The organism is Streptomyces fagopyri, from assembly GCF_009498275.1.
In the GTDB taxonomy this organism is placed as follows: Bacteria; Actinomycetota; Actinomycetes; order Streptomycetales; family Streptomycetaceae; genus Streptomyces; species Streptomyces fagopyri.
This window is the reverse complement of record NZ_CP045643.1, coordinates 2,882,876-2,896,720: the sequence shown is the minus strand read 5'-3', so window position 1 is coordinate 2,896,720 and position 13,845 is coordinate 2,882,876. Positions and strand designations below refer to the sequence as shown.

The window sequence follows — 13,845 nt, the reverse complement described above, 5'->3', positions numbered from 1 at the left end:
ACCCGTGGCCGTCGAAGATCCTGTGAAGACCTGAAGGTCCCATGCCCCCCACGCTCGCCTCGCTCGTCCACCACTCCGCGCTCAAGCTGACCGTGCGGGCCGGCGAGGACCGACTGGACGTGCCGGTCCGCTGGGCCCATGTCAGTGAGCTCGCCGACCCCGTGCCGTACATGGAGGGCGGGGAACTGCTGCTCATCACCGCGCTCACCCTGGACGCGGAGGACCCGGACGCCATGCGGCGCTACGTGAAGCGGCTCGCCGGGGCGGGGGTCGTGGGCCTGGGGTTCGCCGTCGGCGTCAACTACGAGGAGACCCCGAAGGCACTCGTCGACGCGGCCGTGGAAGAAGGGCTCCCGCTGCTGGAGGTGCCCCGGCGCACGCCGTTCCTGGCGATCAGCAAGGCGGTGTCGGCCGCGATCGCCGCGGACCAGTACCGGGCCGTGACCGCGGGTTTCGCCGCGCAGCGCGAACTGACCAAGCAGGCGCTGAGCGACGGCCCCCAGGGACTGCTCGCCGCGCTCGCCGGACAGGTGGACGGCTGGGCCGCGCTCTACGACGCCTCGGGCGCCGTAGTCGCCGCCGCGCCCGAGTGGGCCGGACGGCGGGCCGGACGACTCACCCCGGACGTGGAGCGGCTGCGCGAGCGGCCCGCGCCCGCGAGTTCGGTGGTGGGCGGCGAGGACCGCGTCGAACTGCACTCCCTCGGGACCGGACGCAGGCCCCGTGCCGCGCTCGCCGTCGGCACGGCCGCCGCCCTCGGCACCGCCGAGCGGTACGCCGTGCACTCGGCGATCGCCCTGCTCACCCTCACCACCGAGCGCTCGCGCCCGCTGCACGCGGCCGAGCAGCGGATCGGCGCGGCCGTACTGCGCATGCTGCTCGCCGGGCAGCCGGAGCACGCCCGGACCGTGGCGGGGGACCTGTACGGGGACCTGCTCGACGCGCCGTTCCGTCTCATCCTCGCCGAGTCGGCGTCCGCCTCGGCGGCCCGGGCGCACGCCGACGGGCACGCCCGGGTCGCCGCGGCGAAGCCGTCCAAGGCCAAGGTCGCGGTGCCCGACACGAACGGCGACCCGCTCGGGGGGCTCGCCGAGATCGTGGAGTCGGCCGCCGCCCGCTCCGGCGAGTCCGTGCTCGTCGTGCCCGACGGCGAGCGGCTGGTCGTGCTCGCCGTGGACGGAGGCGCGGCGGTGGCCGCGTGCGGGGAGTACGCCCTCGCGCTGGACGCCGCGCGGACCGTGGCCCGGGAGCAGCCGGCCGTCGAGGAGGACGAACTGGTCGTCGGCCTGTCCGCCCCCGCCGGGCCGATCGCCGCGGCCGCCGCCTACAAACAGGCCGAACAGGCGCTGTCCGTCGCCCGGCGCCGGGGGCGGTCGCTGGTCGAGCACGAGGAACTGGCCGCGGGGTCGGTCCTTCCGCTGCTCGCGGACGACGCGGTGCGGGCGTTCGCCGACGGGTTGCTGCGGGCGCTGTACGAGCACGACGCGACCGGGCGGGGGGATCTGGTGGCCTCGCTGCGGGCGTGGCTGTCCCGGCACGGGCAGTGGGACGCGGCGGCCGCGGACCTTGGTGTGCACCGGCATACGCTGCGTTACCGGATGCGGCGGGTCGGGGAGATCCTCGGGAGATCTCTCGACGATCCGGATGTGCGGATGGAACTCTGGCTGGCGCTGAAGACGACGGCTGCCGCCGTGGAATAGGGGGTTTCGCCACCCGGCCGCCCCTGCCCGAGGGCTCCGCACCCAGACCCCCGCAGGCCTTGAGTGCCTTGTCCCCAAGCGCCGGACGGGCTGAAAGACCTGGCCTGGGCCGGAGCCTTCCGGTGCGGGCCCGCACCCTCAGCCCGTCCGGCGTTCGAGGACGAGCCCTTCGGGCGACGGGGGGCCAGGGGGCGGAGCCCCTTGGCGGGGGGCTGGGGGCGGAGGCCTCAGGTACGGGATGGGCCGGGTAGGGGCGGCGGGGGCGAAACACCTCTCGGCGACCGGGACAAAGCGGCGTACCCCGCCGGGCGACTGCTACGCCCCGGACAAACGCCTCTGCGCCGCCCCGGCCCTACCGTGGACCACGAAACCCAAGGACTCCTCAACCTCGGAAGGGCCGGGACCCGACATGACCTCCACCCACGCCTTCTGGCTCGCCGGCCGCCAGGCCACCGGCGAGACCGCCTTCGACGTGACCTCGCCCTGGGACGGCCGGCTCGTCGCCCAGGTCAGCGTCCCGACCGAGGCCCAGGTCGAGGAGGCCGTGGCCGCCGCGTACGCCGTACGCGACGAGTTCGCCGCGACCCCCGCCCACGTCCGCGCCGCCGCCCTCGACCACGTGAGCCGCCGCCTCGTCGAGCGCACCGAGGAGATCGCGCAGCTCATCTCCGCCGAGAACGGCAAGCCGATCAAGTGGGCCCGCGGCGAGGTCGGCCGCGCGGTCTCCGTGTTCCGTTTCGCCGCGGAGGAGGCCCGCAGGTTCAACGGCGGTGAGGGCCAGCGCCTCGACACCGACCTCGGTGGCCAGGGCCGCCTCGCCCTCACCCGCCGCTTCCCGAAGGGCGTCGTCCTCGGCATCGCGCCGTTCAACTTCCCCCTCAACCTGTGCGCCCACAAGATCGCCCCGGCCATCGCCGCCGGCGCGCCGATCATCCTGAAGCCGGCCCCCGCGACGCCGCTGTCGGGCCTGATCATCGGTGACCTGCTCGCCGAGACGGACCTGCCCGCCGGCTCGTGGAGCATCCTGCCGGTCTCCAACGACCGCATGCCCGCCCTCGTCCAGGACGAGCGCCTGCCCGTGATCTCCTTCACCGGTTCGGAGAAGGTCGGCTACGCGATCATGGACTCGGTGCCCCGCAAGCACTGCACCCTGGAGCTGGGCGGCAACGGCGCGGCCGTCGTGCTCGCCGACTGGGCGAGCGACGAGGACCTGGACTGGGCCGCGACCCGGATCGCCACCTTCTCGAACTACCAGGGCGGCCAGTCCTGCATCTCGGTGCAGCGGGTGATCGCGGAGGCGTCCGTGTACGACCGGCTGCTGCCGCGCATCGTCGCCGCCGTCGAGGCCCAGGTGACCGGTGACCCGTCGGACGACAAGACCGACGTCGGCCCGCTGGTCAGCGAGGACGCGGCCGAGCGTGTCGAGTCGTGGGTCGACGAGGCGGTCCGGGCCGGTGCCTCGCTGCTCACCGGCGGCAAGCGCGACGGCGCGTCCTACGCGCCGACGGTCCTCGCCGACGTGCCGGACGACGTCACCGTCTCCTGCGAGGAGGTCTTCGGACCCGTCCTCACCGTACGGAAGGTGGACGGCGAGGCCGCGGCCTTCGCCGCCGTCAACGACTCCAAGTACGGCCTCCAGGCGGGCGTGTTCACCCATGACCTGCAGAGTGCCTTCCGTGCGCACCGGGCGCTGGAGGTCGGCGGTGTCGTGGTCGGCGACGTGCCGTCCTACCGCGCCGACCAGATGCCGTACGGCGGTGTGAAGCAGTCCGGCGTCGGACGCGAGGGCGTCAAGTTCGCGATGGACGACTACACCTACGAGCGCGTCCTCGTGCTGACGGGTCTCGCGCTCTGAGCGCTGCCCGCAACGATCGACGACGGCCGGAACCCACTGTGCGGGGGCTCCGGCCGTCGTCGTGTCCGGCGGCCGTACGTCACACGACCGTCCTTCGCCTGGCCCGGCGTTCGGCGTCGAGGGCGGCGGAGCCGGCCGTCGCCACGGCGGCCACCGTGAGGCAGAGGAAGGCCGGGTTGACGTACCGGGGGACGTGCCCGGTGGCGTACCGGCCGCCGTCCCCCGTCTCGCAGACGAACCGCAGGGGCAGGTAGCTCACGGTGTAGCCGGTGATGCCGGGGTCCCGCGCCCACTCCTGCCAGCCGGGCGTACGGCAGGGCCGGACCGGCGCCGAGTCGGTGCCGCCGTCCTCCGCCGCCAGGACCGCTCCCGCGACATGGAGCAGGCCCCACACGTACACGGCGACCGCGGCGGCACCCAGCAGCGCGGCCGTCCCGCGCAGGCGGCCTCCGCCGTCGGCGGGCCCCGCGCCCGGGTGACCGAGCCTGCCGAAGCCGTACCTGGCGAGGGCGACGCAGGCGACCGGTCCGCCCGGAAGCAACAGCAGGAGCAGAAGAACCATTCGCCGACTTCAGCAGGCAGGGATCGGCCCCGCTGTGGTGGAGGCCACAGTTCCGGGCAACGGAACCGTCACATGCCGTGCGTCACCACTCCACCGCGGGCGGCCGTGCCCCGTCCCGCGGGAAGGATCGACGATCGGCGGGAGCGGGAAGGCCGGGGGCGGGCGGCAAGTGGCGAGCGGCGGGCGGCAGGCGGTAAGGAGGAGGCGGCAACGAGGAGGCGACAGGCGGCGGTTGGGGTGTCAGTCGGCCGCGGGCGCCGGGCCCGTGCTCGCGCGGACCGTCAACTCGGGTGCGATGAGGGTGACTTCGCCGTCGCCACGCCCCTCCAGTTTGGCGATCACCTGCTCGACGGCGCGCCGGCCCATCTCCTGCGCGGGGATGGCGACCGAGGTCAGCCGTACCGAGGCCTGCGTGGCGACCTGGTCCGGGCAGATCGCGATCACCGACACGTCCTCGGGAACGGCAAGCCGCCGCCGGCGCAGCAGGGCCAGCAGCGGCTCGACCGCGGACTCGTTCTGCACGATGAAGCCCGTGGTGCCGGGGCGCTCGTCGAAGACCCGGGCCAGCGTCAGGGACATCGCGTCGAAGCCGCCCTCGCAGGGGCGGTGCAGTACCCGCAGCCCCAACTCGCGCGCCCGGGACCGCAGTCCGTCGAGCGTGCGCTCGGCGAAGCCCGTGTGCCGTTCGTAGACGGCGGGCGCCTCGCCGATGACCGCGACGTCCCGGTGGCCCAGCACCGCGAGGTGCTCGGCGCACAGCGCGCCCGTCGCCCCGAAATCGAGATCGACGCAGGTCAGTCCCGAGGTGTCGGCGGGCAGCCCGATCAGCACCGACGGCTGGTCCGTCCGGCGCAGCAACGGCAGCCGCTCGTCGTCGAGTTCGACGTCCATCAGGATCATCGCGTCGGCGAGGCCGCTGCCGGTGACCCGGCGCACGGCGTCGGGCCCCTCCTCGCCGGTGAGCAGCAGCACGTCGTACCCGAAGGTGCGGGCGTGGGTCGCCACCGCGATGGCGATCTCCATCATCACGGGTACGTACATGTCGGTACGGAGCGGAACCATCAGCGCGATGATGTTGGACCGGCTGCTCGCCAGGGCCCGGGCGCCCGCGTTCGGGTGGTAGCCGAGCTCCTGGATGCTCCGTTCGACCCGCTGCCGGGTGTCCGCGGAGATGGACCGCTTGCCGCTGAGGACATAGCTCACCGTGCTCGCCGAGACTCCGGCGTGCTGGGCGACCTCGGCGAGGGTGACCATCCGGCTCTCCAAGCTTCGTGAAGCGCTTCGACAGTGCGCGCGCCACGGGATAGGGGCGGGTGAGGGCGGATCGAGAGTAGTCCTGTGAAGAGCGTGTGTCCAGAGGCGTTCTCGTGGCGTCGAAGCGCTTCGACACCCGATTTTCCGGCCCGCTCTCGGCTCGTCGCGAGACGCCCGCCCCTGCCGCGGCGCCCTGCCGGAGGGGACGGGGGGCGGGCGGGGCGGAGCGGACACGGGGGGACGGAGTGGACGCGGGGGACGGGGGAACCCGGAGCGGGGGACCGGTCGACGGGTGTCACGCGGAAGGTCCCCCGAACGGCCCCCTGATGTGACGCCCGGTGCGGCGCCGCGGGCCGTGATGGAGCAATGTGGAACATGTCAGGCGACACCGGCCGGAAGGCCGCGTACGTGGTGGACGCCGGTCGATCCCCGGACGGTCCGGGGGCGGCCCGAACGCCGCGCGAGGACTGGTGGGGTCGCCCGCAATCGGGTACATACGATCGAGTAGCACCGGTCAGTAACGAAGACTCCCAGTGATCCCTATTCGCGGCGAGGTGAGCTTCTTGTCCGCAACACCCCACCGGCCCACAGTCACCGAACGTGAGGCCCGTCAGGTCGCCGAGGCGGCGCGGGAACAGGACTGGCGCAAGCCCAGCTTCGCCAAGGAACTGTTCCTCGGGCGCTTCCGGCTCGACCTGATCCACCCGCACCCCCTGCCGCCCGACGAGGCGGTCCAGCGTGGCGAGGAGTTCCTCGCCAAGTTGCGCGACTTCTGCGAGACGAAGATCGACTCCGCCCGGATCGAGCGCGAGGCGCGGATCCCCGACGAGGTCGTCGACGGGCTCAAGGAACTCGGCGCTCTCGGCATGAAGATCGACACCAAGTACGGCGGCCTCGGCCTCACCCAGGTGTACTACAACAAGGCGCTCGCGCTGGTCGGCTCCGCGAGCCCGGCGATCGGCGCGCTGCTCTCCGCGCATCAGTCGATCGGCGTACCGCAGCCGCTGAAGATCTTCGGCACCAAGGAGCAGAAGGACACCTTCCTGCCCCGCTGTGCCCGCACCGACATCTCGGCCTTCCTGCTCACCGAACCGGACGTCGGTTCCGACCCGGCGCGGCTGGCCACGAGTGCCGTGCCGGACGGCGACGACTACGTCCTCGACGGGGTGAAACTCTGGACGACCAACGGTGTCGTCGCCGATCTCCTCGTCGTCATGGCGCGGGTGCCGAAGTCCGAGGGTCACAAGGGCGGCATCACGGCGTTCGTGGTGGAGGCCGGTTCCGACGGCATCACCGTCGAGCACCGCAACGCCTTCATGGGTCTGCGCGGCCTGGAGAACGGTGTCACCCGCTTCCATCAGGTGCGCGTCCCCGCCGCGAACCGGATCGGTCCGGAGGGCGCGGGTCTGAAGATCGCGCTGACCACCCTCAACACGGGCCGGCTCTCGCTCCCCGCCATGTGCGTGGGCGCGGGGAAGTGGTGTCTGAAGATCGCCCGCGAGTGGTCCGCCGCGCGCGAGCAGTGGGGCAAGCCGGTGGCCTTCCACGAGGCGGTCGGAGCGAAGATCTCCTTCATCGCGGCGACGACGTTCGCCCTGGAGGCGGTCGTCGACCTGTCCTCGCAGATGGCCGACGAGGACCGCAACGACATCCGTATCGAGGCCGCCCTCGCCAAGCTGTACGGCTCCGAGATGGCCTGCCTGATGGCCGACGAACTGGTCCAGATCCGCGGTGGCCGCGGCTTCGAGACCGCCGCGTCGCTCAAGGCCCGCGGCGAACGGGCGGTCCCGGCCGAGCAGATCCTGCGGGACCTGCGCATCAACCGCATCTTCGAGGGCTCGACGGAGATCATGCACCTGCTGATCGCCCGCGAGGCCGTGGACGCCCACCTCTCGGTGGCCGGTGACCTCATCGACCCCGACAAGTCCCTCTCGGACAAGGCGAAGGCGGGCGCCAACGCCGGTGTCTTCTACGCCAAGTGGCTTCCGAAGCTGGTCGCGGGCCCCGGCCAGCTCCCGCGCTCGTACAGCGAGTTCCAGCACGGCGTCGACCTCTCGCCGCACCTGCGCTACGTCGAACGCAGCGCCCGCAAGCTGGCCCGCTCCACCTTCTACGCCATGTCCCGCTGGCAGGGACGGATGGAGACCAAGCAGGGTTTCCTGGGCCGGATCGTCGACATCGGCGCCGAGCTCTTCGCGATGAGCGCGGCCTGTGTGCGCGCCGAACTCATGCGCACCGAGGGCGAGCACGGCCGTGAGGCCTACCAGCTCGCCGACGCCTTCTGCAGGCAGTCCCGTGTCCGCGTCGACGAACTCTTCGGGCGGCTGTGGACCAACACCGACGAGCTCGACCGCAGGGTCGTGAAGAACGTGATGTCGGGCACGTACACCTGGTTGGAGGAGGGGGTCGTCGACCCGTCGGGCGACGGCCCGTGGATCGCCGACGCGACGCCCGGTCCCGCCCAGCGGGAGAACGTGCGTCGGCCCATCCGCTGACCGCGGTCCCGGCCCGCGGGGGCCGACGCCGTCGAGCGCGTCGGCCCCCGCCCCGGCGTCCGGACGCCCCGGCCGCGGGCGGGTGGCGGCCCGCCCGGGATCAGCAGTACTTGTCGCTGGGGTCCCGGGTCGTCCACGAACACGAGTCGACCTTGCTGCCGCTCGCCTTCGTCAGCGTGGCGGTGTCGCTGGTGTTGTTCCACACGTACGCGCGGCGGTTCTGGAACTTGTCCGCCGTGGTGTCCCTACCGCTTCCGGTGTGCACCTTCATGGTCTTGCCCGCCCCGATCCTCACGTCGGGGAAGGTGTACCGGTGGTTCGACACGTCCTTCAGGATCCAGCCCTTGAGCGAGACCGACGTCGAACTGGTGTTCTTGATCTGCACCCACTCGCCGTTGAGGCTCGTGTTGGAGCGGTTGTCGGAGCCCGGACTGTCGAACCAGACGTGATGGATGGTCACACCGCCGGCGGCCTGCGCCGGAGTGCTGAGAAGAAACGTGCCCGTCAGTGCCACGGCGCCGGCGAGCGCGGGCAGGGCAGCGCGAATCCGCATGGGAACCCCCCAGGGTGTCGTCCCCCGGCCGGTCGTCCACCGGCCAGTGGTGAAGTGTTATCACGTGATCTTCACGTGAGATTCACAAGGGGTGATTTCACCCCCTCCGTAGCACCGGGGTGCTAAGGGGGGCTGAAACGGAAGCGGGGAGCCCTGTCCTGAGCGGCCCGCGTTGCGGCCACAATGGGGGGATGAGCGACAGTCCAGCCCCCCTCGCTGATCCGCATCTCGTCTTCGACCCCGTGGACGGAGTCAGGGATGTCGTGATCCTCGGCTCCACCGGGTCGATCGGGACCCAGGCCATCGACCTCGTGCTGCGCAACCCCGACCGCTTCCGCGTCACCGGGCTCTCCGCCGCCGGCGGCAGGGTCGCACTGCTCGCCGAGCAGGCCCACCGACTGCGGGTGCGTACGGTCGCGGTCGCGCGCGAGGACGTCGTACCCGCGCTGCGGGAGGCGCTGGCCGCCCGGTACACGGCCGGTGAACCGCTCCCCGAGATCCTCGCGGGAGCCGACGCCGCCACCCACCTCGCCGGATCCGACGGTCACACCGTCCTCAACGGCATCACCGGCTCCATCGGCCTCGCCCCCACCCTCGCCGCCCTGGAGGCGGGCCGCACCCTCGCGCTCGCCAACAAGGAGTCGCTCATCGTCGGCGGCCCGCTGGTGAAGGCGCTGGCCAAGCCGGGGCAGATCATTCCGGTCGACTCCGAGCACGCGGCCCTGTTCCAGGCACTGGCGGCCGGCACCCGCGCGGACGTCCGCAAGCTGGTCGTGACCGCCTCCGGTGGACCCTTCCGGGGCCGTACCAAGGCTGAACTGGCGAACGTCACCCCGGCCGACGCCCTGGCCCACCCCACCTGGGCCATGGGACCGGTCATCACCATCAACTCCGCGACCCTGGTCAACAAGGGGCTGGAAGTCATCGAGGCGCACCTCCTCTACGACATTCCCTTCGATCGCATTGAGGTGGTCGTGCACCCGCAGTCGTATGTCCACTCGATGGTTGAGTACACGGACGGATCGACACTGGCCCAGGCGACGCCCCCCGACATGCGGGGACCGATCGCCATCGGCCTCGGCTGGCCGGAGCGCGTCCCCGACGCGGCCCCGGCCTGCGACTGGACCAAGGCGTCGAGCTGGGAGTTCTTCCCGCTCGACAACGAGGCGTTCCCCTCGGTCGGACTCGCCCGGCACGTGGGCCGGCTCGCGGGCACGGCCCCGGCGGTGTTCAATGCGGCGAACGAGGAGTGCGTCGACGCGTTCCTGAACGGCACGCTGCCGTTCAATGGGATCATGGAGACCGTCACACGGGTGGTCGAGGAACACGGAACACCCCGATCGGGAACTTCCCTGACCGTCGCGGACGTCCTCGAAGCGGAGACCTGGGCGCGTGCCCGGGCCCGTGCACTGACGGCACAGACGACAACCGCGGAGGCTCGTGCATGACGACCCTGATGATGATCCTCGGCATAGTCGTCTTCGTGGTCGGCCTGCTCATCTCGATCGCCTGGCACGAGCTGGGACATCTGTCGACGGCCAAACTCTTCGGCATCCGTGTGCCGCAGTACATGGTCGGCTTCGGACCGACCATCTGGTCGCGGAGGAAGGGTGACACGGAGTACGGGGTGAAGGCGGTCCCGCTCGGTGGCTACATCCGCATGATCGGGATGTTCCCGCCGGGCCCCGACGGCCGGATCGAGGCACGCTCGACCTCCCCCTTCCGGGGCATGATCGAGGACGCCAGGTCCGCCGCCTTCGAAGAGCTCCAACCCGGTGACGAGACCCGCCTCTTCTACACGCGCAAGCCGTGGAAGCGCGTGATCGTGATGTTCGCGGGCCCGTTCATGAACCTGATCCTGGCCGTCGCGATCTTCCTCGGCGTGATGATGACGTTCGGCGTGCAGACCCAGACCACCACGGTCGGCAAGGTCTCGGACTGTGTCATCCAGCAGAGCGAGAACCGCTCGAAGTGCGCGGCGAGCGATGAGGCCGCGCCCGCCAAGGCCGCCGGGCTCAAGGGCGGCGACAAGATCGTCGCGTTCGACGGCAGGGCGGTCGACGACTGGTCGGCCCTGCAGTCCGACATCCGTTCCAACCCCGGCAAGGACGTCACCATCACGGTCGACCGCGACGGCCGGCGGATCGACCTCAAGACCCACCTGATCAAGAACCAGGTCAGCAAGACCGACGGAAACGGCGGCTACGTCGAGGGCAAGTACGTGTACGCCGGCTTCCTCGGCTTCACCCCCGCCTCCGGCATCGTCCAGCAGTCGTTCGGACAGTCCGTGGACCGCATGGGCGACATGATGCAGAACGGCGTCGAGTCGCTGGTCTCGCTGCCCGGCAAGATCCCCGACCTGTGGAACGCGGCCTTCGGCGACGGCCCGCGCAAGGCGGACTCCCCGATGGGCGTGGTCGGCGCGGCCCGGATCGGCGGGGACGTCTTCACCCTCGACATCCCGGCCTCCCAGCAGGTCGCGATGATGCTGTTGCTGGTCGCGGGCTTCAACCTGTCCCTCTTCCTGTTCAACATGCTCCCGCTGCTCCCGCTCGACGGCGGGCACATCGCGGGCGCGCTGTGGGAGTCGCTGCGGCGCAACGCGGCGAAGGTGCTCAAGCGGCCCGACCCGGGTCCGTTCGACGTCGCGAAGCTGATGCCGGTGGCCTACGTGGTGGCCGGGATCTTCGTCTGCTTCACGCTCCTCGTGCTGATCGCGGACGTGGTCAACCCGGTGAAAATCTCCTAGTAGGGCGCCGTTCACGGTGGCCGGGCACCCTGGGGTGTCCGGCCACCATCCGTTGGGTGGGTTTAGGGGCGTGATGTGCTCGCGCGCGCGCCGGTGCCGTAATCTCGGAGCCTGGAGCCCACGATTCCGGGACCTTGATCCACAACTTGGGGTTGCACAGCAGATGACTGCGATTTCTCTCGGCATGCCGTCCGTTCCGACCAAGCTCGCCGAGCGCCGCAAGAGCCGGCAGATCCAGGTCGGAACCGTGGCCGTGGGTGGAGACGCACCCGTCTCGGTGCAGTCGATGACGACCACGCGCACGTCGGACATCGGCGCCACGCTCCAGCAGATCGCCGAGCTGACCGCGTCCGGCTGCCAGATCGTCCGGGTCGCCTGTCCGACCCAGGACGACGCGGACGCCCTCGCGACGATCGCCCGCAAGTCGCAGATCCCGGTGATCGCGGACATCCACTTCCAGCCGAAGTACGTCTTCGCGGCGATCGACGCGGGCTGCGCGGCGGTGCGCGTCAACCCCGGCAACATCAAGCAGTTCGACGACCAGGTCAAGGAGATCGCCCGGGCCGCGAAGGACGCCGGCACCCCGATCCGGATCGGCGTCAACGCGGGCTCGCTCGACCGGCGCCTGCTCCAGAAGTACGGCAAGGCGACGCCGGAAGCCCTCGTCGAGTCGGCGCTGTGGGAGGCGTCCCTCTTCGAGGAGCACGACTTCCGGGACATCAAGATCTCGGTCAAGCACAACGACCCGGTCGTCATGGTCAACGCCTACCGGCAGCTGGCCGCCGCCTGCGACTACCCCCTCCACCTGGGCGTGACGGAGGCGGGCCCGGCCTTCCAGGGCACGATCAAGTCGGCGGTCGCCTTCGGCGCGCTCCTGTCCGAGGGCATCGGCGACACGATCCGCGTCTCCCTCTCCGCTCCGCCCGTCGAGGAGATCAAGGTCGGCCTCCAGATCCTGGAGTCCCTCAACCTCAAGCAGCGCGGCCTGGAGATCGTCTCCTGCCCGTCGTGCGGCCGTGCCCAGGTCGACGTCTACAAGCTGGCCGAAGAGGTCACCGCCGGTCTGACCGGCATGGAGGTCCCGCTCCGGGTCGCCGTCATGGGCTGCGTCGTGAACGGACCGGGCGAGGCCCGCGAGGCCGACCTCGGCGTCGCCTCCGGCAACGGCAAGGGCCAGATCTTCGTCAAGGGTGAGGTCATCAAGACCGTGCCCGAGTCGAAGATCGTCGAGACCCTCATCGAGGAAGCGATGAAGCTCGCCGAGCAGATGGAGGCCGACGGGGTCGCCTCCGGCGAGCCCTCGGTGGCCGTGGCGGGCTGACCCCCGCCGGGCGCTGCCGCGCCCCTCGCCCGAAGGACCCGCCCTCGAACGCGGACGACCCGAAGACGCACCCCGAAGCCGGCACGCACCGAATCCGCGTGCGACGACCGCTCCCGGGCCGCAGCCCCGCCTGAGGGGCGCGGGGGAGCTGCGCGCTCGGCCCCCGAGTACCCGCGCTCGACGGCGTCGGGGCGCGACGGCTGATCCAGGGGCGCGGCCCCGCCTGAGGGGCGCGGGGGAGCTGCGCGCCCAGCCCCCACGCACCCGCGCTCGACGGCGTCGAGATGCTGACGGGTGCTCCCGGGGCGCGGCCCCGCCCGAGGCGCGCGGGGAACCGTGCGCCCACCCCCACGCACCCGCGACCGACCGCCCCCGGACGAAGCGTGGCGCCCCCGGTCGCACGTCCGCCCCGTACAAGGGGCGGCGGCCCGCAACCTCGCCAGGTACAGTGCGGAGATCAGTAGACCCCAGGGTGAGGCCCCCGTACGTGTTGACCCAGACCACCACCAGGGTCCTCGAACCGAGTGACCTGGACGCCGCGCTCGCCGTGCTCAACCGTGAGCCGGTCGCCAACGCCTTCGTCGCGTCCCGGGTGCAGATCGCCGGCCTCGACCCCTGGCGGCTCGGCGGTGAGATGTGGGGCTGGTACGAGGACGGCATGCTGCGGTCCCTCTGCTACGCCGGCGCCAACCTGGTCCCGATCTGTGCCACCCCCCGAGCCGTCCGCGGCTTCGCCGACCGCGCCCGCCGGGCCGGCCGCCGCTGCTCCTCGATCGTCGGCCCCGTCGAGGCCACCGCCCAGCTGTGGCGGCTGCTCGAACCGAGCTGGGGCCCCGCCCGTGAGATCCGCGCCCACCAGCCCCTGATGGTCACCGACCGACTCCCCGCCGACATCGCCCCGGACCCCTACCTCCGCCGCATCCGCAAGGACGAGATGGAGACGATCATGCCGGCGTGCGTGGCGATGTTCACCGAGGAGGTCGGCGTCTCGCCGCTCGCCGGTGACGGCGGCCTCCTCTACCAGGCGCGCGTGGCCGAACTCGTCGGCACCGGACGCTCGTTCGCCCGCGTCGACCAGAACGGCAAGGTCGTCTTCAAGGCCGAGATCGGCGCCGCCACCTCCCAGGCCTGCCAGATCCAGGGTGTCTGGGTCGCCCCCGAGTACCGAGGCCAGGGACTCGCGGCTCCCGGCATGGCGGCCGTCCTGCGCTACGCCCTCGCGGACGTCGCCCCCCTCGCCAGCCTCTACGTCAACGACTTCAACACGGCCGCCCGCGCGACCTACCGACGCGTGGGCTTCCAGGAGGTCGGGGCGTTCATGAGCGTCCTGTTCTAGCCACGCCGCCGGCCGCACCC

The 13,845-nt window shown here is 71.6% G+C and carries 10 protein-coding genes; 7 read left to right on the top strand and 3 right to left on the bottom strand.

The window, feature by feature from the left end:
• The first annotated feature begins 41 nt into the window (after positions 1-41).
• Positions 42-1,700, top strand: coding sequence for a PucR family transcriptional regulator (locus GFH48_RS12200; RefSeq protein ID WP_153288291.1), 1,659 nt, complete (start codon positions 42-44; stop codon positions 1,698-1,700).
• A gap of 409 nt (positions 1,701-2,109) precedes the next feature.
• Positions 2,110-3,555: an aldehyde dehydrogenase family protein gene (locus tag GFH48_RS12195; RefSeq protein ID WP_153288290.1), complete on the top strand. Its 1,446-nt coding sequence runs from the start codon at positions 2,110-2,112 to the stop codon at positions 3,553-3,555.
• A gap of 79 nt (positions 3,556-3,634) precedes the next feature.
• Here GFH48_RS12195 and GFH48_RS12190 read toward each other — a convergent pair whose 3' ends face one another.
• Complete coding sequence (locus GFH48_RS12190; protein WP_153288289.1) at positions 3,635-4,117, bottom strand: hypothetical protein; 483 nt, start codon at positions 4,115-4,117, stop codon at positions 3,635-3,637.
• 240 nt (positions 4,118-4,357) lie between these two features.
• A complete protein-coding gene (locus GFH48_RS12185) occupies positions 4,358-5,371 on the bottom strand; it encodes a LacI family DNA-binding transcriptional regulator (RefSeq protein WP_153288288.1) in 1,014 nt (337 codons plus the stop codon).
• Between the two features lie 554 nt (positions 5,372-5,925).
• Here GFH48_RS12185 and GFH48_RS12180 point away from each other — a divergent pair.
• Positions 5,926-7,866: an acyl-CoA dehydrogenase family protein gene (locus GFH48_RS12180; RefSeq protein ID WP_381920067.1), complete on the top strand. Its 1,941-nt coding sequence runs from the start codon at positions 5,926-5,928 to the stop codon at positions 7,864-7,866.
• Between the two features lie 100 nt (positions 7,867-7,966).
• Here the strand turns inward: GFH48_RS12180 and GFH48_RS12175 are convergent, their stop codons facing one another.
• Entirely contained in the window at positions 7,967-8,419 is a 453-nt protein-coding gene (locus GFH48_RS12175; protein ID WP_153288286.1) for a lamin tail domain-containing protein, read from the bottom strand.
• Between the two features lie 191 nt (positions 8,420-8,610).
• On the opposite strand from GFH48_RS12175, the gene dxr reads away from it, so the two are divergent.
• The 4 genes from dxr (at position 8,611) to GFH48_RS12155 (ending at position 13,825) form a co-directional block, all read left to right on the top strand.
• The gene (gene dxr / locus GFH48_RS12170; RefSeq protein ID WP_153288285.1) at positions 8,611-9,867 is read left to right on the top strand and encodes a 1-deoxy-D-xylulose-5-phosphate reductoisomerase; all 1,257 of its coding nucleotides are present in this window, start codon (positions 8,611-8,613) and stop codon (positions 9,865-9,867) included.
• The gene (locus GFH48_RS12165; protein WP_153288284.1) at positions 9,864-11,168 is read left to right on the top strand and encodes a M50 family metallopeptidase; all 1,305 of its coding nucleotides are present in this window, start codon (positions 9,864-9,866) and stop codon (positions 11,166-11,168) included. Before dxr ends, GFH48_RS12165 begins: the two co-directional genes overlap by 4 nt.
• Before the next feature lie 163 nt (positions 11,169-11,331).
• Complete coding sequence (gene ispG, locus GFH48_RS12160; RefSeq protein WP_153288283.1) at positions 11,332-12,489, top strand: flavodoxin-dependent (E)-4-hydroxy-3-methylbut-2-enyl-diphosphate synthase; 1,158 nt, start codon at positions 11,332-11,334, stop codon at positions 12,487-12,489.
• A 487-nt stretch (positions 12,490-12,976) separates the two neighbouring features.
• Entirely contained in the window at positions 12,977-13,825 is an 849-nt protein-coding gene (locus GFH48_RS12155) for a GNAT family N-acetyltransferase (protein WP_153288282.1), read from the top strand.
• Positions 13,826-13,845: the final 20 nt, after the last annotated feature.